Raw genomic sequence first — 21,795 nt, 5'->3', positions numbered from 1 at the left:
GGCAAAGCCCCCGTATATCAGTCCATCATTTTCAATAGCTTACGTAATGTTCCGGTTGCCAGGTCTTTTTCAGGATGAGGAAGCGAGATGTGATATGGCTTATCTGCACGGACAAACACATGATGGCTTCCTTTAACACGATCCAGAATCCACCCTCGTTCAAGCAACATCCTAATCAGCTCCCTGCTGCTCAACACAACCTCCTGATGTCATCGTGAATATTATATACCCACCATAACCACCGATTCAATTTTAGTGGTTATGGTGGGTATAAATTTAAACTTTCTTCAGCCGCTCACCACGACAGGACTTGTCTGCAAAATATAAAAAAACCCGCCAGAAGGCGGGTTCAGTCAGAGAGCATGTCGCTTAGCTGGCGTTTTGCGTGCGCAGCTGCAGCTCGTAGGCGGCGGCCTGTTTGGTATCAAACTGGTTTTCCCAGCGGGCGATAACCAGCACCGCCAGCGCGTTACCAATGACGTTGAGCGCGGTGCGCGCCATGTCCATGATACGGTCGACGCCGGCGATAAACGCCAGACCTTCCAGCGGAATACCGACGCTGCCCAGCGTGGCCAGCAGCACCACAAACGAGACGCCCGGCACACCCGCGATACCTTTCGACGTCACCATCAGGGTCAGCACCAGAATGATTTCATCGGTCAGCGACAGGTCAATGCCGTACAGCTGGGCGATAAAGATCGCCGCAATGCTCTGATAGAGCGTTGAACCATCCAGATTGAACGAATAGCCGGTTGGCACCACGAAGCTGGTGATCGCCTTCGGCGCGCCGTAGGCTTCCATCTTCTGCATGATGCGCGGCAGCACGGTCTCTGAGCTGGAGGTGGAATACGCCAGAATCAGCTCATCTTTCAGAATGCGCATCAGGGTCGTAATACGCAGCTTGCAGAAGCGCGCCACCGCACCCAGCACCACGAACGCAAAGAACAGAATCGCCACGTACACCAGCAGCACCAGCTTGGCCAGCGGGTAGAGCGAGGCAAAACCGAAGTTAGCAATGGTGACGGCAATCAGCGCAAACACCCCGACCGGCGCATAGCGCATGATCATGTGCGTCACTTTAAACATGGTTTCGGAAATGGAACGGAATACGGTCACCAGCGGATCGCGATGCTCCGATGGCAGCGCAGACAGTCCCATGCCAAACAGTACCGAGAAGAAGATAATCGGCAGCATGTCGCCTTTGACCAGCGAGGCAAAAATATTCTGCGGGATCAGCGACAGAATGGTGGTCACCAGGCCATGTGGCGCTCCCTGCACCGCTTCCGTTGTGGCTTCGTATTTAGAGATGTCCACCGTTGCCAGCGTTGACATATCAATGCCGCTGCCGGGTTGGAATACGTTGGCCAGCGTTATGCCGACCACAATGGCAATGGTGGTAATCACTTCAAAATAAATGATGGTTTTCACACCAATCCGCCCGAGCTTTTTCGCATCACCCACGCCGGCGATGCCGACAATCAGTGAGGAAATAACAATCGGCACCACAATCATCTTGATCAGATGAATAAAGATGTCGCCGGCAGGAGTGAGAATGTTAGTGATTAACCATTCACGATCGTCTGGCTGATTATGCAGCACGGTTCCGACGATAACGCCGAGAATCAGGGCAATCAGAATCTGCCACGCGAGGGTGAGTTTAAAACCTTTCATAACGCGTTATTTCCTCAGTTAAAACCCCTTTGCTCTGCTGCGAAGGTGCAGAAGACATTACACACAGGGAAGTGAGCAAAAGCCCGATAAAATAGAGGGTTATAATGGACTGCATCGGTTACCGCTGCGCCGGCATTATGCGCCCGCGCGATGATGCAGCCTGAGTTGATACCTGCTGAACAGGGCCGAGATAAGTACCATTTTCACTACGGTAAATGCAACCCCTGGGGCGATAGCTTAAATCCTGCACAGCCAGGCAGCATAAAATGCTACTGACATGCGCCTGTCATAACTCGCTGTTATGAAAAGTGTTAATTCGATAATTTTCCGCATAGCTATTCAGGATTGCTGAAAAAACGTGCCGGTCTGTTTGCTGCTTATTTAACCGGCTGGTTCATAATTTTATTGATCCAGCCAGTGGTTTTGCCTCATTTCCTGCGCCGGTAAACAGATTGAATTGGGTGACTTTTCAGCCTTACACAAGGTCGTGATCCAGACTGCAAAACAGAAACAAAGCCCGGCCTCACTCTTCAATTAACCTTTGATTGACATATGATTAACATCTTCAAGGAGGTCAGCCATGAGCCAAATACACAAGCATCCCGTACCCGCTGCCATTGCAGCGAATGCCCTGATAAATGCCGATCAGTACGCGGCGCTGTATCAACAGTCGGTTGACGATCCTGAGGCCTTTTGGGGCGAACAGGGCAAAATCCTCGACTGGATGACGCCCTACAGCAAAGTGAAAAATACCTCGTTTGCCCCCGGCAATATTTCGATTCGCTGGTATGAAGATGGCGCGCTGAACCTTGCCGCCAACTGTCTCGATCGCCACCTGGCTACGCGCGGCGATCACCCGGCGATTATCTGGGAAGGCGATGACGCCAGCGAAAGCAAAACCCTGACCTTCCGTGAACTGCACGCCGACGTCTGCCGCTTTGCCAACGTGCTGACCGGCCTTGGTGTGAAGAAAGGCGATGTGGTGGCGATCTACATGCCGATGGTGCCGGAAGCCGCGGTCGCCATGCTGGCCTGCGCGCGCATCGGCGCCGTGCACTCGGTCATTTTTGGCGGCTTCTCACCTGAAGCGGTGGCCGGACGCGTAGTGGATTCCAGTGCAAAACTGGTGATTACCGCTGACGAAGGCGTGCGTGCCGGACGCAGCATTCCGCTGAAGAAAAACGTGGATGATGCGCTGAACAATCCAAACGTCACCAGCGTGAAAAACGTGGTGGTGTTCCAGCGCACCGGCAAAGAGACCGGCTGGCGCGAAGGCCGCGATCTGTGGTGGCATGAACTGATGGCGAAAGCCAGCGATCAGCATCAGCCGGTGGCGGTCGAGGCCGAACATCCGCTGTTTATCCTTTATACCTCCGGCTCCACCGGCAAGCCGAAAGGCGTGCTGCACACCACCGGTGGTTACCTGGTGTATGCTGCCACCACCTTCAAATATGTTTTTGATTATCATGACGATGATGTGTACTGGTGCACCGCCGACGTGGGCTGGATTACCGGGCACAGCTATCTGATCTACGGTCCGCTGGCCTGCGGGGCCACCACGCTGATGTTCGAAGGCGTACCCAACTGGCCACAGCCCAGCCGCATGGCGGAAGTGGTGGATAAACATAAGGTCACGCTGCTGTACACCGCGCCGACCGCTATCCGCGCGCTGATGGCCGAGGGTGATAAAGCGATTGCCGGCACCCAGCGCAGCAGCCTGCGCATCATGGGATCGGTCGGCGAGCCCATCAACCCGGAAGCCTGGGAGTGGTATTACAAAAAGATTGGCGACAGCCGTTGCCCGATCGTCGATACCTGGTGGCAGACCGAAACCGGCGGCTTCATGATTACGCCGCTGCCCGGTGCCACCGAGCTGAAGGCCGGTTCGGCCACCAAACCCTTCTTTGGCGTCCAGCCGGCGCTGGTGGATAACGAAGGTAATACGCTGGACGGTGCCACCGAGGGTAACCTGGTGATCGTCGACTCATGGCCCGGCCAGGCACGCACGCTGTTTGGCGATCACGATCGCTTTGAGCAAACCTACTTCTCGACGTTTAAAAATCGCTACTTCAGTGGCGACGGCGCGCGCCGTGACGACGATGGCTATTACTGGATCACCGGCCGCGTCGATGACGTGCTGAACGTCTCCGGCCACCGGCTTGGCACGGCGGAGATCGAGTCCGCGCTGGTCTCGCATCCGAAAATTGCCGAAGCCGCGGTGGTGGGGATACCGCACAGCATTAAAGGCCAGGCGATCTATGCTTATATCACGCTGAATCACGGCGAAGAGCCGTCGCCAGAGCTGTACAGTGAGGTGCGCAACTGGGTGCGTAAAGAGATCGGCCCGATTGCCACGCCAGACGTGTTGCACTGGACCGATTCGCTGCCAAAAACCCGCTCCGGCAAAATCATGCGCCGTATTCTGCGCAAGATCGCCGCCGGCGATACCAGCAACTTTGGCGATACTTCAACGCTGGCCGATCCGGGCGTGGTGGAGAAATTGCTCGAGGAGAAACAATCGATCACCATGCCATAACCGGCATTGACCCGGCGGAGAGTATCAGCCTGTCCCCGGCAGGCAACTCTCCGCTCTTCCATCCTTACGCCGTATGCTTTTCACCATCGCACAACCTTTATAACTAGAATATTCAGCCAGTTAAATCACGTTGCCGTGAGTTTTCTGTCTGCCTTGCCTCTGGAGAAAATGTGATGAACGAAGCCCTGAACCAACAGGAAGCCGTCTGGCAACAAATCGAAAGCAATCCGCGTTTTCAGGAGCTGGTGCACAAACGTCAGTCGTTTGCGCTGCTGCTCAGCCTCATCATGCTGGTACTGTATGTCGGCTTTATTCTGCTGATTGCCTTCGCGCCCGGCTGGCTCGGCACGCCCTTGCACGCCGGCACCAATGTGACGCGCGGCATCCCCATCGGCGTCGGCCTGATTGTGGTGTCGTTTCTGCTGACCGGCGTTTATGTCTGGCGCGCCAACGGCGAGTTTGATCGTCTGACCAAACAGATTGTCAGCGAGGTGAAATCATGAAGCGCCTGCTCTCCGCCTCGCTGGCTATCGTACCAGCCAGCGTATTTGCCGCCGATGCCATTACCGGCGCGGTGCAAAAACAGGCCACCAACTACGAAGCGATCATCATGTTCGTGGTCTTCGTGGCGGCCACGCTCGGCATTACTTACTGGGCGTCCAAACGCACCCGCTCGCGCAGCGATTACTACACTGCCGGCGGCAACATCACCGGTTTCCAGAATGGCCTGGCGATGGCCGGTGACTTTATGTCGGCCGCCTCGTTTCTCGGTATCTCCGCGCTGGTCTACACCTCCGGCTACGACGGGCTGATCTACTCGCTCGGCTTCCTCGTCGGCTGGCCCATGATTCTGTTCCTGATAGCCGAACGCCTGCGTAACCTGGGCCGCTATACCTTTGCCGATGTGGCGTCCTATCGCCTGCAGCAAAAGCCCATCCGCACCCTCTCCGCCTGCGGTTCGCTGGTGGTGGTGGCGCTGTATCTGATTGCGCAGATGGTGGGTGCCGGTAAGCTGATCCAGCTGCTGTTCGGTCTCGACTACCACATCGCGGTGGTGCTGGTCGGCATTCTGATGGTGCTGTACGTGCTGTTTGGCGGCATGCTCGCCACCACCTGGGTGCAGATTATCAAAGCGGTGCTGTTGCTGTTTGGTGCCAGCTTCATGGCCATCATGGTGATGAAAGCCACCGGTTTCAGCTTTAATACGCTGTTTACCGAGGCGATGGCGGCGCATCCGAAAGGAAGCGCGATCATGCAGCCGGGCGGTCTGGTGAAAGACCCGATCTCCGCGCTGTCGCTCGGTCTGGGCCTGATGTTTGGCACCGCCGGCCTGCCGCATATTCTGATGCGTTTCTTCACCGTCGCCGATGCGCGGGAAGCACGCAAAAGCGTGTTCTGGGCCACCGGCTTTATGGGCTACTTCTACTTCCTGACCTTTATTATCGGCTTCGGCGCGATTCTGCTGGTCGGCGCTAATCCGGCCTTTAAAGACGCCAGCGGCGCGCTGATTGGCGGTACTAACATGGCGGCAGTGCATCTCTCCAATGCGGTCGGCGGCAGCCTGTTCCTCGGCTTTATCTCGGCGGTAGCCTTCGCCACCATTCTGGCGGTGGTGGCCGGCCTGACGCTGGCCGGTGCTTCGGCGGTGTCGCATGACCTGTATGCCAGCGTGATCCGCAAAGGCCAGGCCACCGAGCGTGAAGAGCTGCGGGTGTCGAAAATTACCGTGCTGGTGCTGGGCGTGGTGGCGATTGCGCTGGGGATTCTGTTTGAGAAACAGAACATTGCCTTCATGGTCGGCCTGGCGTTCTCAATTGCCGCCAGCTGTAACTTCCCGATTATTTTGCTGTCGATGTACTGGTCAAAGCTGACCACGCGCGGCGCCATGGTGGGAGGCTGGCTGGGCCTGCTGACGGCGGTGGTGCTGATGATTCTCGGCCCGACCATTTGGGTGCAGGTACTGGGACACGCGACGCCAGTCTATCCGTATGAGTATCCGGCGCTGTTCTCGATGCTGGTCGCGTTTGTCGGCACCTGGCTGTTTTCCATTACCGATCATTCCCAGCAGGGGGCGCTGGAGCGGGCGAAATTCCGCGGACAGTTTATCCGTTCACAAACGGGCGTCGGCATTTCGCAGGGGAAAGCGCATTAAGATTGAGAGGGTGCGGTGACTGACCAGGTCGCCATTGAAGCGGTGCAGTAATTGACCAGGTCGCCATGAACGTAGTGCAGTGATTGACCAGGTCGCCATAAATGGCGACCCTACGGAATTTCGTAGGGTGCGCATTCATGCGCACCTGGTCCCGTCATCAGAAACGCAGCGACGCACCGACGTACGGGCCGTCGACCAGCACGTTATCTTTGCGGTCGCCTTTGTTGTTCAGCTCAATGTACTGATAGCCAACGCGCAGGTTCAGCAGCGAAATCGGCGTAAAGCTCAGGCCGCCTGAGGCTTCTTTATAGCTGTCCAGACGATCGGAGAACGCTTCCGGCGCATAGTAATATTCGCCGTACAGGCCCCACATGCTGTTGAAGTTATACTGTGCACCGGCACCCAGCGCCACGGTGAAGCCATCACGGCCATCTTCCGGATGGGTGAACAGCGCTTTCGCCGTCGGTGCCACGCGGAAATCACCCACATCCAGGTTATAACCCATACCAAGGCCGTAAGTGCTGCCGTCGTGATCGCTGCGCAGCCAGTTGCCTTTCAGAAACAGACCCGGTGAAGCGGTGCCGAGGCCAAGGTTCAGGTTGGTGCTGTGCTCACCCACGTCAACACTGCCCTCAATCGCCTGCGCGCCGCCGCTCAGCAGTGCCAGACCTAAAACGCTTCCCGTAACAAGTTGCTTAAACATAACAATCCACTCCATGAAGGACACATAATTCGGCGCAAAGGGTAAACAGCGCGGCGACGTGACACAACTTTATTTGGAAAGCTTTACGTAAAAATGGGTTACAGCGGGCAGAAAACGGCCGCGAACGGCCGTGGAGGGATCAGAAGCGCACGGCAGCGCCGATAAACAGGCCATCCATCAGGCTTTGATCGGCATGGCCATAATCACCGTTGACGGAGAGATAGCGATAGCCGCTGCTGAGTGATAACCACTTCGCCGGCTGGTAATAGACGCCCGCTTCCAGCTGATGCAGCGCATGCAGATTGTGGTTGGCAAAATCAGGTGACAGGCTGTAATCCAGATAGATCCAGGTGGCCCCAGCCCGCGGCAGAGGTGCCATCAGACGAATCCCGCCATTCATGCCGCGACTCGATGTTGAGGTGGTTTTCACATCGGCCCAGAATGCACCGATACGCGGTGCTACCTGCAGCGCGCCGAGGGAAAAGCCGTAGCCGAGGCTGGCGTCGAGCAGATGGGTTTGCTGATGACCATGCACATACTCCAGTGCTGCCTGCACGCCTGGTGCGGTGCGGTCGCTGTTAATCCGGGCTGTCCAGAAATGGCTGCCGCCCTGCCCGCCGATCTCAGCGGCACTGGTCCCGGTGGCGGCCAGCAGCAGGCCTAATGCTAATGTGGTATTTTTCATTCTCGCTTCCTTGTTGTTTGCGCGCGCAAACGGTAAGCAAAGCGAGGAAACTCTGATATGAGCCCAGGCTCAAATTTGCCCGTCAGGCATGCCACAGCAGCTGGCCCAGCAGCGGGGCCAGCAGCACCGTGAGCACGCCGGAGAGCATCATCACCAGGCTGGAGACCACGCCCTCCTGCTGGCCGAGCTGATAAGCGCGTGCCGTGCCGGCACCGTGCGAGGCGGCGCCAAAGCCGGCGCCTTTTGCCACGCCCTGCTTAATCGCGATGCGTAAAAACAGCACGTCGCCCACCGCCATGCCAAACACGCCGGTAATCACCACGAACAGCGCGACTAAATCGGGCTGGCCGCCAATCGGCTGGGCCGCTGCCAGCGCAAAAGGCGTGGTGATGGAGCGCACCGCCAGGCTGCGCTGGATGCTCTCCGGTAGCGTCAGCAGCCGCGCCAGCCATACCGAACTGCACACGGCCACCAGCGTGGCGGTGATCACGCCCACGCTCAGTGACAGCCAGTGGCGGCGGATAATGTGCAGGTTTTCGTAAACCGGCACCGCAAAGGCCAGCGTCGCCGGACCCAGCAGCCACAGCAGCCAGTGGCTTTCGGCGATGTAATCCTGCCAGCTGACGTGCGTCAGCAGCAACAGCGCCACCAGCACCAGCGGCGTTAACACCAACGGCATCAGCAGCAGTGTGGGTCTGCGCCGGTACAGGCGTTTATTGAGGTAGTAAACCAGCAGCGTCAGCGCCAGACATAACAGGCTAATGATAAAGTCAGTCACGATCGCCCTGCTTACGCGCGGCGCGCGCCAGTTCGAAACGGTATAAGCGATCGACCACCAGCGAGGTGGCCGCCAGCACCATCAGCGTACTGACGGCGATCACCACACAGATGCGCCAGCCTTCACTGCGCAGCAGGTCGCTGTAATTCACCACCGCCACCACCGCCGGAATAAAAAACAGCAGCATTTCGGCCAGCAGCCAGTTGGCCCCGGCTTTAACCCAGCGCAGCGGCACGATACCGCTAACGATCAACAGTAACAGCAACACCATACCCACGACGTTGGCCGGTAACGGCAGATGCAGCCAGCTCACCAGCTGACCGCTGGCAACGAACAGGGCGATATACAGCACCAGCTGCAGCGGCACCGTGACGCGTTGCAGGATATCCGTGGTGCGCGGACGAAGCGCGGACGCCATTTCTCTCTCCCCCCCTCAAAATTCAGGGTTGCAGTATAAATCCGCGCCAGAGTGTGAAAGAAATGAATTAAAATTATTCAAACTATGCAAAAAAGGAATGTTTATGGACGTGCGTGCGCTGCGATATTTTACCGAAGTGGTGCGTCAGCAGAGCTTTACCCGCGCGGCGGAGAAGCTGTTCGTCACGCAACCCACCATCAGCAAAATGCTGCGCCAGCTGGAAGAAGAGCTGGGCTGTACGCTGCTGCTGCGCGAGGGACGCAAGCTGCATCTCACCGACAGCGGCCAGGCGGTGTATCAGCGCGGCCTGGCGATTTTGCAGGAGTTTCATCAGCTGGAGGCGCAAATCAGTGACATCAACCAGCTGAAAACCGGTGAGCTGCGGCTGGGCATTCCGCCGATGGTCGGCATGCAGATTGCCGGATCGATCTCCGCGTTCCGCCGCCGCTATCCCGGCGTACAGCTGAAAATCTCCGAATTTGGTGGCCTGACGGTGCAGCAGGCGGTGCTGAGCGGCGGGCTGGATATTGCGCTGACCGCCCTGCCGATTGATGCGGAGCTGCCGCTGAACACGCTGGAACTGATGCGCCATCCGCTGTGCGTGCTGCTGCCGCGCAGCGCGCGCTGGCTCAACCGCACCAGCCTGACGCTGGCAGAGCTGGCTCAGCATCCCCTGCTGATCCTCAACGAAGAGTTTTCGCTTAACCGCCAGCTGATGAAAGCGTTTCAGCGCCAGGGAGTGATGCCGGATATCGCGCTGCGTAGCGCGCAGTGGGATTTTCTTGCCGCGATGGTGCAGGCGGATATGGGGCTGGCGATCCTGCCGGAGCCGATCTGCCAGCGGCTGGATAAACAGGCCTTGCTGTGGCTGCCGCTGGAGTCGGAGCTGCAGTGGCGTCTGGGGCTAATCTGGCGCGAAGGCAGTTATCTGTCGCGCAGCGCGCAGGCGTGGATTGCCTGCTGCCGCGAACACTGGCCGGATAACGCGCCACGGCTATCGCTGTAACAAAGCGGCCGCCCTGTCTGTCAGGCGGCCGCGGGATCGGAGAGCAGCAAAACGCGGCGGCTATTCCTCTTTCTCTATCAGCAACGCTTCCAGCAGGTCGAGATCGCGCAGCAGGCGCTGCATGGTCTCGTTGGAGATCTGCTGGGTGGCGCGCAGATGATAAACCTCGGCACGTTCGGCGCGCAGCGCGGTCAGACGGAAACGGCGCTCCAGATTTTCCGCAAACAGCGCCTGCTCCATATCATCTTTGCCATCGACGCGACGACGCAGATTACCAATCACCCGCAGGCTGACCTCTTTCAGCAGCTCAGGATCGATGTTCTCTTCAGCGTCGTTTTCCAGTCGCTGCTCCATTTTGTGCAGGCTTTCGATCGCCACGCCGGCCATCGCGGCACGCGCGCTCTGGATTTCGCGACGGTGCCCCACTTTGTCGTGGCTCTCCATGCCGCGCAGCAGAATCGGCAGCAGAATCACGCCGACAAACAGCGAGAACAGAATCACGCCGGTGGCGATAAACACCAGTTCGTAGCGCGCCGGAAAAGGTTCGCCGTTGCTGAGGAACAGCGGAATCGACAGCACACCGGCCAGCGTGATAGCACCGCGCACGCCGGCAAAAGAGGCGATCAGCAGTTCACGCAGCGAGTAGCTGGAGAACTCCAGCGGCTTCTTCTTCAGCAGGCGCAGGCTGGTGCGCTTCATGATCCACAGCCAGCCGAAGCGCACGATCATCAGTGCCGCATAGACCAGCCCGACGTCGGCGAACAGCATCCACAGCTCGACGTTAGGATCGGCGTTCGCCTGAGCAATCGAGGTGGAGAGAATGTCCGGCAGCTGCAGGCCCAGCATCAGGAACACCATGCCGTTGAACACAAACTCCAGCATCTGCCATACGCTGTTGGCGCGCAGGCGCATTGCCAGCGGTGCCTGACGGATGATGCCGGAACGGGTGATGGTCATACCGGCCGCTACCGCCGCCAGAATGCCGGAGACGCCGAGGTGTTCAGCAATCAGGTAAGAGGCGAACGGCAGCAGCAGCAGCAGTACGGTTTGCGTTGCCGGATCGTCACCGCTCCAGCGGCTGAGCAGGCGCAGCGAACGGCCATACAGCCAGCAAACGGCGACACCGGCCACCAGGCCGCCAATCGCCACTTTAAGGAATTCGACGCTGGCGCCGCCCCAGGTGAACACCATGGTTCCCATCGCCACCGCGACGGCAAACTTGAGTGACACCAGGCCCGACGCGTCATTCATCAGCGCCTCGCCCTGGACAATCGACATGATCTTTTTCGGGATGCGCCCTTCGCCGACGATGCCGGAGAGCGCCACCGCATCGGTCGGTGACAGCACCGCCGCCAGCGCGAACGCCGGAATCAGCGGAATACCCGGCACCAGCCAGTAAATCAGGTAGCCGATACCGACCACGGTAATCAGCACCAGCACCAGCGCCAGGCCGATAATTTCACGGCCGTGATGCAGAAACTCGTTGATCGGTGTTTTCCAGCCATCGGCAAACAGCAGCGGCGGAATAAACAGCACGAGGAACAGTTCGGGGTCAAAATCGACGTGCAGACCAAAGGTTGGCCAGGCCAGCAGCGCGCCGGCAGCGATCTGTACCAGCGGGAGCGGGATCTGAAACGGCAGGATACGTGCCGCAACGCCGGACAGCGAAACCACCAGCGTCATGATGAGAATAGTAAAGAAGATTTCCATGCTTTCCTTAGGCGAATCATATTAATCGAAGCGATGTTGCGTCGGAAAGTGTAAAACAAAACGCCGCCCGGCGGGGCTACCCGATGTGCGGCGTGTGCGATAAAGAGAATAATCCGGACTGACGCCCGGATTGCGGTCAGATAGCCCAGCCGCCCGCGTAGAACGCCACCAGCGCCACAGCAATCACCACCGTGCCAGCGTTGAGCTTGCGCCACTCGCCGGCAAACAGGCGGCCAATCACCAGCGCGGCAAAGCCGAGCATGATGCCGGTGACGATGTTGCAGGTCAGTACGATGAATACCGCCGTCAGCAGGCCAGACATCGCATCGACGAAATCATTGAAGTCGATTTTGGCCACGTTGCTCAGCATCAGCAGGCCGACATACATCAGCGCGGGTGCGGTGGCATAGGCCGGAACCAGATAAGCCAGCGGCGACATAAACAGAATCAGCAGGAACAACAGACCCACGACAATCGCCGTCAGGCCGGTTTTACCGCCGGCGGCAGTACCCGCAGCGGACTCGATATACACTGCGGCGGGCGAGGCACCCACCAGTCCGGCAAACAGGCTGCTGATTGAGTCGGTGGTCAGCGCGCGACCGCCATTGATAATCTGGCCCTCTTTATCCAGCAGGTTCGCCTGCCCGGCCACCGCACGAATGGTGCCGGTGGCATCAAACACCGCGGTCATCACCAGCGCCAGCACGCTCGGTAACACCACCGGCTGCAGCGCACCCATGATATCCAGGCTAAACATTGCCGACTGGCCGCTGGCATCACTCAGGCTTGGCATGGCAAACAGCCCCTGCCACTTTACCGCCGGGTCGAAAATCAGCCCAAGCAGCGAAATCGCAATGATGGTCAGCAGAATGCCGCCCGGTACCCGTCGTTTTTCCAGACCAAAAATCGCCGCCAGCCCGATCAGCGCCATGATCACCGGGAAAGAGGTGAAGTGGCCAAGCGCCACCGGCAGGCCTGCCGCCGGGTTTTTTACCACCAGGCCAATGCCATCGGCGGCAATCAGCAGCAGAAACAGGCCGATACCGACGCCCGTGCCGTGCGCCACGCCCATCGGCAGGTTACGCAGAATCCACGCGCGAATGCCGGTTACGGAAATCAGCGTGAACAGCAGGCCCATCAGGAAGACCGCGCCCAGCGCCACCGGCACGCTAATGTGCTGGCCCAGTACCAGGCTGAACGCGGTGAAGGCGGTCAGGGAGATGGCGCAGCCAATCGCCATCGGCAGGTTGGCCCACAGTCCCATGATGAGGGAGCCAAAGCTGGCCACCAGACAGGTAGCGACAAACACCGCCGTCGGTGAGAAGCCCGCTTTACCGAGCATGCCAGGCACCACGATGACTGAATAAACCATCGCTAAAAAGGTGGTGAGGCCAGCCAGCACTTCCTGCCGCACACTGCTGCCGCGTGCTGAAATGTGGAACCAGGCGTCCAGTTTTCCCCTGGCCGGGCGTGATTCGCCAGACATAGTTATTCCTCTGTGTTTTTTAAGATATAGGTCACCGCGCGGCTCGCGTTTGCGCATCATCCTGGTGAAGATGTCTCAGAGAGAAAAGCAGGCAAACGATTACGTGGCCGCGTATTCCAGGTCAAAAAGGGGTGACGCGGAAAAAAGGCAAACGATTATCTGGCGTTTGGGGTGGCGTTTTCAACTGCTAATCACCTGGCAGGCAGGATAATGCGCAGCTCTGGCGCCATTATGGCTGGCGTTACGCTAGCGGGAGCAGGAAATCATGGAGGAAAAAGGCTGGCATTTCAGGTGGTTTGCTGCGGTGCCGCGACAGCGCGTCGCGGCATCCTGTATCGTCGCGTTACCGCTGCGCCTCAGCCGTTATTGAACTGAATCGGGCCGCCCTGCTCCAGCGCGCGCTGCCACGCGGCGCGCTGCTGCATATTCTCAAGCCAGCGCGCCGTGGCGGGCATCTCACCCAGCGCGCCGCGCATCTGCAACGCCAGCAGCGGAAAACTCATCTGCACATCGGCAATGCTGAAGCGTGAACCGGCAAAAAAGCGCTGCTGGCTCAGATGCTGCTCAATCACGCGCCCGTGGAGCGCCAGCTGCTTGTTCAGCCACGCTTTCTGAATGCCTTTACTCAGCGCCACGCCGGCCGGGCGCAGCAGCCATGGCACCGGCTTTTTGCCCAGTTGCGCAAACACCAGCTTCATCACCAGCAGCGGCATCAGCGAACCTTCAGCATAGTGCAGCCAGTAGCGCGCCTGAATTTGCTCCTCTTCCTCATGCAGCGCCAGCAGATGCTCGCTGTCGTATTTCAGCTGCAGATATTCGAGGATGGCGCCCGATTCGGCGATCACCCGATTACCATCGGTAATCACCGGCGATTTACCCAGCGGATGCACTTTCTTTAATTCGTCCGGCGCCAGCAGGGTATTTTCCCGCTGATAGCGTTTGATTTGATACGGCACCGCCAGCTCTTCCAGCAGCCACAGCACCCGATGAGAACGGGAGTTTTCCAGATGGTGAACGGTAATCATGCGCGATTCCTTGCTGCTAAGGGTTGGCATCTAGTATAGCGGATTAACGCTGCGGCTCGTCCTGTTGCGGATCGAGCAGGACCGCTCCGGAGCCCTGCTGCCCCAGGCGGTCACCCGGATTGCGCAGTGGACAGTCGCGCATCGACAGGCAGCCGCAACCAATGCAGCCGTCAAGATCGTTGCGCAGACGCGTCAGGGTTTCGATGCGTTTATCCAGCTCTTCGCGCCAGTGCTGCGTCAGCGCGTCCCACTCCTGCGTCGACATGCGCTTATTCGCCGGCACGTGCATCAGGCTGTCGCTGACCGTCGCCAGCGGAATCCCGATGCGCTGGGCAATTTTGATGATTGCCACACGGCGCAGCACATCACGGCTGTAGCGGCGCTGATTACCGCCATTGCGCGTGCTGCTGATCAAGCCTTTGCTTTCATAAAAGTGCAGTGCCGATACCGCCACGCCGCTGCGTTTCGCCACTTCGCCCGGCGTCAGCACCGGTTTCGGGTAATTGCGTTCTTTTTTCATTTAGGGCCTTTACCTCAAGTTAACTTGAGGAATTATACTCGCACCCCAGCAAAACAGCGAATTTCAAACCAGGCGATAACCTTGCAGAAGGAACAGGCTATGATGCAACAGGAAATCATCCATTCACTGACTAACTGGATCGATCAGAATCTGGATAAAACATTGTCGATTGATGAAGTGGCGGCAAAATCGGGTTACTCGAAATGGCACCTTCAGCGTATGTTCCGTACGGTTACGAAACAAACGCTGGGTGGTTATATTCGTGAACGCCGTCTCACGCTGGCCGCCGAAGCCTTGCGTCAGACGCAGCGTCCGGTATTCGACATTGCGATGCAGTACGGCTACGACTCGCAGCAGACGTTTTCGCGCGTGTTCCGCCGTCAGTTCTCGCAAACCCCTACCGCTTATCGTCACAGCATGCGTCGCCAGGCGATGGTGCAGCGTCCGCGTCTGGTCAACTTTGACTGCAGCGAAGGCATGAACAGCTTTGCCCAGCGCACCACCGGTGAGTGCTGTCCGGTACGCTGAAGTCAGTGCGCCCCACGCGGGCGCGCCTTTCCCCTCCTCTCCACTTTCCTCCAGCCCTTTCTTTGCCTGCCATACCAGGTCTAAATTTTGTTCAAATTTTCAAATCCAGTGATATAATGTGACCCAAGTCACAGATTCAAGCTGTATTAAGACGACAGAAGGGCTTCCCTGACCTCCCTTTTCTGCCGCCAGTGATGTCCGATGAATGTCAGGGATATTACTGATCTCAAGAGGTTTTTCGCCGATGGCTACGTTAACTACCAGTCTGATCGTCATGCGTTGGGAACTGCTCAGCGCGGTAATGATGTTCTTCGCCAGCACCATGAAAATTAAATTGCGTCAGAACAGCCACCACGTGATGGCGCTGATGTGCGGCGGCGTGGGCGTAGCGATGTCATGCTGGTTCGTTACCGGTCTGCTCGGCATTACGCTGAGCATGGAAAACGTGCATAACTTTATGTCCATCACCAAAGAAGCGTTTATTCAGGTGATGAGCCAGACACCAGCCGACTGGCCAATGCCGTAAACGCGGCGCATAAAAAACCCCGCTAAGCGGGGTTTTTTATTTTGCTGTGTGATTTCAAATTTTCTTCAATACGGCTGGAAGTGGCACTTCCGGCACCGTGACGTCCGATCTCTGCGTATCGCGACGATCCTGAATCCACATATCACCCATCATCTGATTAAGCCCCCGATCCAACCCGGTGACCAGCCCGGCGCCTGGCGTGAACGTCAACTCACCGAAGTAGATCTGTTCGCCATCGATATACCAGTCCACGCGCACATAATCGAAATCGCTGGCCAGCGTTTTACTCAGCGCCAGCGCGTGCTGCAGCTGTGGCAGCAGCGGTGACACATCCAGCCCGGTATCACGAATTTTGTGATACGCCTCGTTAAGATTGTTGACGTAAAAGTTCATCGACAGCAGCGGATTACAGCGGTTGTAGATCACCTGCAGCACATATTCAAAATTGCCGTCGCGCTTGTTGAACATGTGAAACTTGTAATCGATCGGCGCGGTTTTGCCATCGCCGATGTACTTCTCTACCAGAATGCGCGGCTTAATATAGCGATAGTGAATCTCGCGCGCCTCGTTGGCGAAGTCGGTCTTCAGCCAGCGCTGGCAGTCGCTGATAATCTGCTGTTTTTTCAGCGCATCCGGTTCTTCCAGCAGGATCTCGACCATGTTGGAGCCGTGATTCGGCTTGATAACCGTGTTCTTCCAGCTCGGCAGCGTATGCAGTGAGTGCGGATCGCTGGTCTCATAAACCAGCGGAATCAGATACTCACTGCCCACCTTTTCGGCAATGTACTCACGCACCGAAAATTTGTCCGACAGGCGGCCATAGCACTGGTAGTCGCCGTAGACGAATTTGCGATACAGCACTTTCTCGTTGAACACCTTCGGCTGACGCAGGTTCGGCAGCTTACGGAATTTGTGAAAGTAGTAGATGCGATCCTGGTAAGCCCAGGGCATCTTTTTGATGAAATACTGTACGCTTCTTCTGAGTTCGTCTTTCAACCTGATCATATCTGACCTCATTTGTAGGTTTTGTAGTTGAGTGAGGAAACCTGAATTTTTTGGATGACGCCGTTTTTGAAGAAGTAATTCATTACGGTCAGGGACAGTAACTCCGTGATGAAGACGCTCCAGGCGGCACCCATGATGCCGTAGCCCTGGATCAGCCACCACGACAGCGGCAGGCTGATGACCATCAGACAAATGATCTTCTTCAACAGATAGTTAAACCCGCCCTCTTTCACCATGTAGCGATAAGCGACGGTCCCCATTGCCGAAAAGCAGGTTGCTAACGACAGTAACGTAATGAGACTTCCGGACTGTGTGTACTCGTGACCATATAAAGCGATGATGATTTTTTCGCCGTACAAGGCGATCACCGCTAATAACAGCAATGAAACTCCCATGACATAGCCGTTCAGCCGCGCGGTGAGCTTGATCGCGGCTGCTCCACGCTCGCGGAAAATCTCCGAGAAGCAGGAAGTGATGATGGCAACCGGGATAAAAATCCAGGAAGCCGAAATGGTATTCGCGGCGGCGAACAGGCCAAGGTCGCGCGCTGAGGCGATGCCCGCGAGGAACATCTGTGCGGCTTTCACCTGCACCGAGATAAAGATGCTGGAGATGGCCAGCGGCAGGCCGGCATACATCAGGTAGCGCAGGTAGGTGGTGCGCTTGTCCTGCGGCGGTGCCAGATCCTGATGTTCGCGATAGAAATTGACGCGCTTGATGGCGTACGGCACAAGCGTGACGGCCACAATCGAGGCGGTGAGCCACAGTGGATTGAGGTGCAGCCAGGCGATGGTGAAGCTCATGGCAAAGCCCAGCAGCAAGCCGGCCGAGTTAGCAATGGTATTGAGCCGCGACGCCAGCCGCGCATTATTATAAACGCTGAACGTGTCCTGGGTGACAAACACCGACGAGATAAACGAGGCCAGTGCAAACGCAAGGAAGTTTTCCTGCATGTTGTACCAGACCCAAATCAACACCGGGATTGATGTCAGCAACAGCAGCACCAGGCGCATGGTCCGCGCCACGGTCATCAGCCGCAGGCCTTTCGGCGCACTTTTGCTGATGCGCTTGAACAGGATGGTTTCGGTACCAAAAATCGCCACGGTTTGCACCATGGAGAACAGCGAGGTCGAAAATGCCATTTGGCCAAACACCGTTGGGCCAAAGGATTTTGCCACGTAGGAGGTCACAAATATGACGCCGAATACCGAGACGATCTTCTCAGACATCATCCAGGCGGCATTAGACATTACGCTCAATTTCATTGACTGGTCCTTAGTATTACGTACAGCAACTGCTTTTCGGTACAACGTCCTTGAAATGAATTAACAAGCGCTCAGTGGGCCTGACACAATTTAATAACTTCAAACCAGGCTGGTCCGAAAAATGAGACTCGCGTCAGAGTTTAGCGATTAAATTCAGGAAAATTCCGATTAAACCTGGTGCGAAGCCCGATGGATGTAAACGATTTCAACCCGAATTCAGGACAAAAGTTCACAGGCATATCCTGAATTTTTTGCAAGCAGGCTATGCCGAATTTCCAATGATTGTCGTATTTTTCTGCATTTGGGATGGAATGAATCTATATCAAAAACCCAGCACCAGGAAGGCGTTCAATGGCATTCAGAATAAAATAAGATTTATCCCATGATGATATTTATTCTAAATAACTTAATTTAACCCTCGCAATTCTAATCGCGCACTTTAATACTGCATTAATACCGTTTTTGCAGTACCAGATATTAATACAGTAATTCTCATCCACTAATTGATAAGAAAGGTAAGAGCATTTATGAGAAAGTCACGATATAGCGAAGAGCAAATCACAAATGCCATTAAAGCTTCTGAAACGGGAGTGAAAGTCAGGGAGATTTGTGAGGAGCTGGGCATTTCCGAGGCCACCTTCTATAGCTGGAAGAAGAAGTTCTCCGGGCTTTCATCAGAGGAGGGGCGAAAAATCAAGGAGTTGGAAGATAAACTGCAGAACCTTACGCGCGAGCTGCAGACCCTGAGTTCCGACAAGGAGATGCTGCAAAGCGTGCTGAAAAACTTCTTCACTACGAATGAAAAGCGTCAGGCGGTCAACTTCCTGCAAACCACTTTCGACATCGGTACCCGTCGCAGCTGTCGTTTACTGGATATTAGCCGTAGCGTTTATCATTACCCTTCCGGTTCCGATAATCGCTAATACCATTGAGGCCGATGTTATATGACTTAATGCTGAGATTTGTTCTTACCAGAAGAGATGAAGATCATTAAATTCGGCATTCGCTACATAACAATTCGAACCACTTTTTCCTGATGAATGCCATCACGGAATCACTTCCTTTTTTGCGGTAAAATTGATTCACACCAGCAAAAGCCTCGCGTTTCAAGCCATTTAGACTTAGCCCAATCTCATTTTGGTGAGATTGGTGCTTAGTCTATTACTTCACGATTACTAATAATCAGACCTGATCACAGACAATTCTGTTAAGCGTTAATGAACAACACAGTGTAACCGCTCACACATTGGCTCAGTTTTAAACTGGATCTGGCCGCTGCGTTTATGATCGCTTTGGCGATCAGCGCTAGTCGGCTAACTCTTAAACCACACCAGGAATACTCCGGTTCAAAAACGTTATGATGTTTAAACTATAATGCCGAAAAACGGTTATCCACGGTAAATACTGCGCTTAAATCCATCGTCATCTTTAATCTTTTTTTCTGGCAGCTGTTGGGAATCATTCTTAACAATGCCGGTAACGCTTAAGGCTAAGGTGGCTTCTCACGCTGGTATTTCAGTGCCACAGCCGGGTAAAAATCCGACTGGCGAAGCGTTTTTTACGCGCTAAACCGGCGAATTGTTGCCCGATATGCGCTTTTTTTATCCCACCGGAACGCTATAAGGCAGCGAAAGTCGACCTTTTAGCGTGCTGACGGCAGGGAGTTTTATAGCGGAAGAGAATGAAAACCGGGCGGCCGTAGCGCTGGTCGGTTATATAGCGTGCGCGTGGCGGCCAGTATCAGGTCACTGAGGCGGGATTACCGGCTGGTCAAATTCCTAAAATATCAGGGGAAAGCGCTGCTGAGTGGATGACTCAGCAGCGAGGCAGGGTTAAGGAAGTGCGGTCAACCGCTGCGGTTTAATGCGCATGGCATAGATCACGCCAACAATCAGACAGCCGATACCGATGCTGGTGAGCAGCGGTGGCCAGCTCTGGCGGTAAATAAAGGTCCACAGCAGGCCAGAGAGCGTTTCGAATACGATGAGCGGCCCCATCACCACCGTTGGCAAACGCTGACTGGCGGCATTCCAGCACAACGCCGCCAGCCATGAGCAGAACAAACCAATCGCCAGCATCAGCCAGATAAAACGCGCCGGCTGCGGGCCGAACGGCAAAGCGAAATCGGGCTGCTGCCAGTGAATCTGCAGGCTCACCAGCCCATAAAACACCAGCGCCAGCGGCAATGTCACCAGCCCCTGCGCGGTGGCCCAGCTCGACGGTTTGTGCTGAGGATGTTCGCGCAGCCAGCGCGCATTGCGCAGCGGATACCAGGTCCAGCACACCACTGCCAGCACCGCCAGCAGCAGGCCACTCAGGTAGCCCCAGAGATCAAACGCCGGCCCCTGCCCGTGCAGTTCCGCCGCGTTAACGCAGCCCAGACCGGCAGCAATGATGACCAGCGCGGGCATCAGCCGGCGCCATGGCAGGCGCCCTTCGAGATGGCCGTAACAGAGGTTAGCGGTGACGGTGATCACCACCGGCAGCGTGCCGATGATCATGGTGGAGACCGGTGCGCCGGTGCGCTGAATCGCGCTGGCGAGGCAGGCGTAATAGAGCAGATTGCCCACCAGCGACAGCTTCACCGCCTCCGTCCAGTCCGGGCGCGTCAGCTGTTTTAGCCGGCGCCGGCTAAGCCACGCCAGCGGCAGCACCACCAGACCAAAGGCAACATAGCGACCCGCCGATTGCAACGTGCCCGGATAATCGGGTATCAGCAGCGGCCCGACAAAAATCATGCCCCACATCAGCCCCGCCGCGAGGGCAAACACTATTCCTGCAAACATACACCTTTCCTTTATCTTTAATCCGCCACAGTGTGGCGCAGGAAAAGGTGAAAGGCTTGTAGCAGATTGCGGTTAACGTCCGCTGAACACCTGCTTTTGATAGCGTCCCGGCGTAATGCCGTAGCGATGGGCAAACGCCCGCGTCAGATGCGCCTGGTCGGTGAGGCCAACCGCCGCCGCCACGCTGGCGGCGCTCTCGCCCTGCGCCAGCCGCTGCTTGGCCTCGAACAGGCGGAAGGCCATCAGCATTTGATGGGGAGTGACGTGAAAGTGTTGTTTGAAACTGCGCAGAAAATGCCACGGCGACAGCGATACCAGCGCCGCCAGCTCTTCCAGCCGCACCGGTTCTGCCAGATTATCGCGCAGCCAGGCTTTTACCACATCAAACCGGTGGGCGCCTTCGCGCGGCCGCGCGACGCCCTGCTGCGCCAGCGGACGCAGCCACTCCAGCAGATCCAGCAGCGCGCCCTGCCGCTCCAGCGCACTTTGCGCCTGCCACATCTGTGCCAGCGCGTGGGAGAAAGGTTGCGCCAGGCGCGCATCGGTGCGCAGCGCATCGCTAAACCACCAGTTGCGATCGCCGGTCAGCCGATCCATCTCCGCCGGATCGATATAGATCATGCGATAACGCCAGCCTTCGGCGCAGGCCGATTCACCGGTGTGCAGTTCATCGGGATTCATCATCACCAGCGAATGCACCGGCGCGACATAATTGGTGCCGCGGTAGCGAAAGCGCTGCGCGCCGGATTCAATGGTGCCAATCCCGAAGGCTTCGTGGGTATGGGGCTCAAAAGCGTAGCGGGAGATGTGCGCCTGATAAAGCTCAATGCCCGGCAGCTCAGCAAAGTGCTGAAACTGCGCACGATCCTGCTCACAGGGAAAGACTTCGGGAACCACCGTCACCACACACCTCCATACGCTATCAGGCAGTAAGCATGCGCGGCGCGCACAAAAAAAGCAAAGCCCAATCGCTTTACGCGCCTACCCGTTCAGCG

General features: G+C 56.7%; 21 protein-coding genes. 7 read left to right on the top strand and 14 right to left on the bottom strand.

What is annotated here, in order from left to right; genetic code table 11:
- Positions 1-17: 17 nt before the first annotated feature.
- A complete protein-coding gene (locus C1Y42_RS15855) occupies positions 18-197 on the bottom strand; it encodes a type II toxin-antitoxin system HicA family toxin (protein WP_306460749.1) in 180 nt (59 codons plus the stop codon).
- Positions 198-369: 172 nt separating this feature from the next.
- A complete protein-coding gene (gene gltP / locus C1Y42_RS15850) occupies positions 370-1,671 on the bottom strand; it encodes a glutamate/aspartate:proton symporter GltP (RefSeq protein ID WP_021507820.1) in 1,302 nt (433 codons plus the stop codon).
- 580 nt (positions 1,672-2,251) lie between these two features.
- On the opposite strand from gltP, the gene acs reads away from it, so the two are divergent.
- The 3 genes from acs (at position 2,252) to C1Y42_RS15835 (ending at position 6,359) form a co-directional block, all read left to right on the top strand.
- A complete protein-coding gene (acs, locus tag C1Y42_RS15845; protein ID WP_058774926.1) occupies positions 2,252-4,207 on the top strand; it encodes an acetate--CoA ligase in 1,956 nt (651 codons plus the stop codon).
- 173 nt (positions 4,208-4,380) lie between these two features.
- Positions 4,381-4,710 carry a DUF485 domain-containing protein gene (locus C1Y42_RS15840; RefSeq protein ID WP_021313201.1) on the top strand — a complete coding sequence of 110 codons (330 nt, stop codon included), beginning with the start codon at positions 4,381-4,383 and terminating at the stop codon, positions 4,708-4,710.
- Positions 4,707-6,359 (top strand): cation acetate symporter, encoded by a 1,653-nt coding sequence (locus C1Y42_RS15835; RefSeq protein WP_058774927.1) that lies wholly within the window; start codon positions 4,707-4,709, stop codon positions 6,357-6,359. The genes C1Y42_RS15840 and C1Y42_RS15835 overlap by 4 nt, the downstream gene beginning before the upstream one ends.
- Positions 6,360-6,516: 157 nt before the next feature.
- Here C1Y42_RS15835 and C1Y42_RS15830 read toward each other — a convergent pair whose 3' ends face one another.
- The 4 genes from C1Y42_RS15830 to C1Y42_RS15815 all read right to left on the bottom strand — a co-directional run bounded on the left by C1Y42_RS15830 (position 6,517) and on the right by C1Y42_RS15815 (position 8,943).
- Positions 6,517-7,062: a YfaZ family outer membrane protein gene (locus C1Y42_RS15830; protein ID WP_031279754.1), complete on the bottom strand. Its 546-nt coding sequence runs from the start codon at positions 7,060-7,062 to the stop codon at positions 6,517-6,519.
- 139 nt (positions 7,063-7,201) lie between these two features.
- Positions 7,202-7,747: a YfaZ family outer membrane protein gene (locus C1Y42_RS15825; RefSeq protein ID WP_199188995.1), complete on the bottom strand. Its 546-nt coding sequence runs from the start codon at positions 7,745-7,747 to the stop codon at positions 7,202-7,204.
- 82 nt (positions 7,748-7,829) lie between these two features.
- Entirely contained in the window at positions 7,830-8,525 is a 696-nt protein-coding gene (locus tag C1Y42_RS15820; protein ID WP_021507825.1) for an LrgB family protein, read from the bottom strand.
- The gene (locus C1Y42_RS15815) at positions 8,518-8,943 is read right to left on the bottom strand and encodes a CidA/LrgA family protein (protein WP_021507826.1); all 426 of its coding nucleotides are present in this window, start codon (positions 8,941-8,943) and stop codon (positions 8,518-8,520) included. Before C1Y42_RS15815 ends, C1Y42_RS15820 begins: the two co-directional genes overlap by 8 nt.
- A 103-nt stretch (positions 8,944-9,046) precedes the next feature.
- Between C1Y42_RS15815 and C1Y42_RS15810 the strand changes: the two genes are divergently transcribed.
- Positions 9,047-9,949 carry a LysR family transcriptional regulator gene (locus C1Y42_RS15810; protein WP_021507827.1) on the top strand — a complete coding sequence of 301 codons (903 nt, stop codon included), beginning with the start codon at positions 9,047-9,049 and terminating at the stop codon, positions 9,947-9,949.
- 60 nt (positions 9,950-10,009) lie between these two features.
- On the opposite strand, the gene C1Y42_RS15805 is transcribed toward C1Y42_RS15810, so the two are convergent.
- From C1Y42_RS15805 to soxR, 4 genes are all read right to left on the bottom strand, one after another.
- Positions 10,010-11,659 (bottom strand): Na+/H+ antiporter, encoded by a 1,650-nt coding sequence (locus tag C1Y42_RS15805; protein WP_021507828.1) that lies wholly within the window; start codon positions 11,657-11,659, stop codon positions 10,010-10,012.
- Positions 11,660-11,795: 136 nt separating this feature from the next.
- The gene (locus C1Y42_RS15800; RefSeq protein ID WP_021507829.1) at positions 11,796-13,145 is read right to left on the bottom strand and encodes an NCS2 family permease; all 1,350 of its coding nucleotides are present in this window, start codon (positions 13,143-13,145) and stop codon (positions 11,796-11,798) included.
- A gap of 356 nt (positions 13,146-13,501) precedes the next feature.
- The gene (locus C1Y42_RS15795) at positions 13,502-14,170 is read right to left on the bottom strand and encodes a glutathione S-transferase family protein (RefSeq protein WP_021507831.1); all 669 of its coding nucleotides are present in this window, start codon (positions 14,168-14,170) and stop codon (positions 13,502-13,504) included.
- A gap of 43 nt (positions 14,171-14,213) precedes the next feature.
- Positions 14,214-14,690, bottom strand: a complete 477-nt coding sequence (soxR, locus tag C1Y42_RS15790; protein ID WP_021507832.1) for a redox-sensitive transcriptional activator SoxR — start codon at positions 14,688-14,690, stop codon at positions 14,214-14,216.
- A gap of 99 nt (positions 14,691-14,789) precedes the next feature.
- Between soxR and soxS the strand changes: the two genes are divergently transcribed.
- Together soxS and C1Y42_RS15780 are read left to right on the top strand one after the other, a co-directional pair.
- Positions 14,790-15,218 (top strand): superoxide response transcriptional regulator SoxS, encoded by a 429-nt coding sequence (soxS, locus tag C1Y42_RS15785; RefSeq protein ID WP_058757551.1) that lies wholly within the window; start codon positions 14,790-14,792, stop codon positions 15,216-15,218.
- A gap of 244 nt (positions 15,219-15,462) precedes the next feature.
- On the top strand, positions 15,463-15,744 hold the full coding sequence (locus C1Y42_RS15780; protein WP_010618515.1) for a YjcB family protein: 282 nt from the start codon (positions 15,463-15,465) through the stop codon (positions 15,742-15,744).
- 54 nt (positions 15,745-15,798) lie between these two features.
- On the opposite strand, the gene C1Y42_RS15775 is transcribed toward C1Y42_RS15780, so the two are convergent.
- Both C1Y42_RS15775 and C1Y42_RS15770 read right to left on the bottom strand, forming a co-directional pair.
- Entirely contained in the window at positions 15,799-16,749 is a 951-nt protein-coding gene (locus tag C1Y42_RS15775) for an ATP-grasp fold amidoligase family protein (RefSeq protein ID WP_031279756.1), read from the bottom strand.
- 8 nt (positions 16,750-16,757) lie between these two features.
- A complete protein-coding gene (locus tag C1Y42_RS15770; protein ID WP_021507835.1) occupies positions 16,758-18,014 on the bottom strand; it encodes a polysaccharide biosynthesis C-terminal domain-containing protein in 1,257 nt (418 codons plus the stop codon).
- A gap of 527 nt (positions 18,015-18,541) precedes the next feature.
- Here C1Y42_RS15770 and C1Y42_RS15765 point away from each other — a divergent pair.
- Positions 18,542-18,937, top strand: a complete 396-nt coding sequence (locus C1Y42_RS15765) for a transposase (RefSeq protein ID WP_031279757.1) — start codon at positions 18,542-18,544, stop codon at positions 18,935-18,937.
- Between the two features lie 909 nt (positions 18,938-19,846).
- Here the strand turns inward: C1Y42_RS15765 and C1Y42_RS15760 are convergent.
- Entirely contained in the window at positions 19,847-20,800 is a 954-nt protein-coding gene (locus tag C1Y42_RS15760; protein WP_104093916.1) for a DMT family transporter, read from the bottom strand.
- A gap of 72 nt (positions 20,801-20,872) precedes the next feature.
- Positions 20,873-21,703, bottom strand: a complete 831-nt coding sequence (locus C1Y42_RS15755; protein ID WP_058757554.1) for an AraC family transcriptional regulator — start codon at positions 21,701-21,703, stop codon at positions 20,873-20,875.
- Between the last annotated feature and the right edge of the window lie 92 nt (positions 21,704-21,795).

Source organism: Pantoea sp. ICBG 985 (assembly GCF_002928365.1).
GTDB classification, from domain to species: domain Bacteria; phylum Pseudomonadota; class Gammaproteobacteria; order Enterobacterales; family Enterobacteriaceae; genus Pantoea; species Pantoea dispersa.
Note: the sequence above shows the minus strand (reverse complement) of the source record. Positions and strands in the feature narration are given on the sequence as shown.

Coding starts and splice junctions, on each gene's coding strand:
- C1Y42_RS15770 (WP_021507835.1), bottom strand. CDS start 18,014: ATGAAATTGAGCGTAATGTCTAATGCCGCCTGGATGATGTCTGAGAAG.
- C1Y42_RS15825 (WP_199188995.1), bottom strand. CDS start 7,747: ATGAAAAATACCACATTAGCATTAGGCCTGCTGCTGGCCGCCACCGGG.
- gltP (WP_021507820.1), bottom strand. CDS start 1,671: ATGAAAGGTTTTAAACTCACCCTCGCGTGGCAGATTCTGATTGCCCTG.
- C1Y42_RS15760 (WP_104093916.1), bottom strand. CDS start 20,800: ATGTTTGCAGGAATAGTGTTTGCCCTCGCGGCGGGGCTGATGTGGGGC.
- soxS (WP_058757551.1), top strand. CDS start 14,790: ATGATGCAACAGGAAATCATCCATTCACTGACTAACTGGATCGATCAG.
- C1Y42_RS15795 (WP_021507831.1), bottom strand. CDS start 14,170: ATGATTACCGTTCACCATCTGGAAAACTCCCGTTCTCATCGGGTGCTG.
- C1Y42_RS15815 (WP_021507826.1), bottom strand. CDS start 8,943: ATGGCGTCCGCGCTTCGTCCGCGCACCACGGATATCCTGCAACGCGTC.
- C1Y42_RS15765 (WP_031279757.1), top strand. CDS start 18,542: ATGAGAAAGTCACGATATAGCGAAGAGCAAATCACAAATGCCATTAAA.
- C1Y42_RS15780 (WP_010618515.1), top strand. CDS start 15,463: ATGGCTACGTTAACTACCAGTCTGATCGTCATGCGTTGGGAACTGCTC.
- C1Y42_RS15775 (WP_031279756.1), bottom strand. CDS start 16,749: ATGATCAGGTTGAAAGACGAACTCAGAAGAAGCGTACAGTATTTCATC.
- C1Y42_RS15805 (WP_021507828.1), bottom strand. CDS start 11,659: ATGGAAATCTTCTTTACTATTCTCATCATGACGCTGGTGGTTTCGCTG.
- soxR (WP_021507832.1), bottom strand. CDS start 14,690: ATGAAAAAAGAACGCAATTACCCGAAACCGGTGCTGACGCCGGGCGAA.
- C1Y42_RS15835 (WP_058774927.1), top strand. CDS start 4,707: ATGAAGCGCCTGCTCTCCGCCTCGCTGGCTATCGTACCAGCCAGCGTA.
- C1Y42_RS15800 (WP_021507829.1), bottom strand. CDS start 13,145: ATGTCTGGCGAATCACGCCCGGCCAGGGGAAAACTGGACGCCTGGTTC.
- C1Y42_RS15830 (WP_031279754.1), bottom strand. CDS start 7,062: ATGTTTAAGCAACTTGTTACGGGAAGCGTTTTAGGTCTGGCACTGCTG.
- C1Y42_RS15810 (WP_021507827.1), top strand. CDS start 9,047: ATGGACGTGCGTGCGCTGCGATATTTTACCGAAGTGGTGCGTCAGCAG.
- acs (WP_058774926.1), top strand. CDS start 2,252: ATGAGCCAAATACACAAGCATCCCGTACCCGCTGCCATTGCAGCGAAT.
- C1Y42_RS15840 (WP_021313201.1), top strand. CDS start 4,381: ATGAACGAAGCCCTGAACCAACAGGAAGCCGTCTGGCAACAAATCGAA.